The organism is Brevibacillus sp. SIMBA_040 (assembly GCF_046535075.1).
GTDB lineage: Bacteria > Bacillota > Bacilli > Brevibacillales > Brevibacillaceae > Brevibacillus.
The window spans coordinates 1-263 of record NZ_JAWRXI010000238.1; the positions used below are offsets into that span (position 1 = coordinate 1).

At 43.0% G+C, this 263-nt stretch carries 1 protein-coding gene; it reads right to left on the reverse strand.

What is annotated here, in order from left to right; translation table 11 throughout:
* Nucleotides 1-212: hypothetical protein (locus tag SB752_RS32690; RefSeq protein ID WP_410719545.1), on the reverse strand; the 212-nt coding region annotated here is incomplete at its 3' end.
* Nucleotides 213-263 lie beyond the last annotated feature (51 nt).

Sequence of the window (263 nt, forward strand, 5' to 3'; positions counted from 1 at the left end):
TTATGCAGCGAGGAAAATATGCTAAAGACTCCCTTTCCTGGCTTTTTTTTATTTACCTTTAATTTTCCGCTACGAAGAAGCTCCGCTGTTTTTTTACGCTGCGCATCTGAGCGTTCTTTTTCTAGGGCGCGTCGTTTCTCCGCTTTCGCGAGGTTTCTTTCTCGCTCTTGATTTCGATTCTTTTCGCCGGTATTTCGCGCTTTCTTTCTCATAAATTTTCGAAGCGCCTCCATGAACTTCTTTTTTCAAGTGTTGCGGTCTTT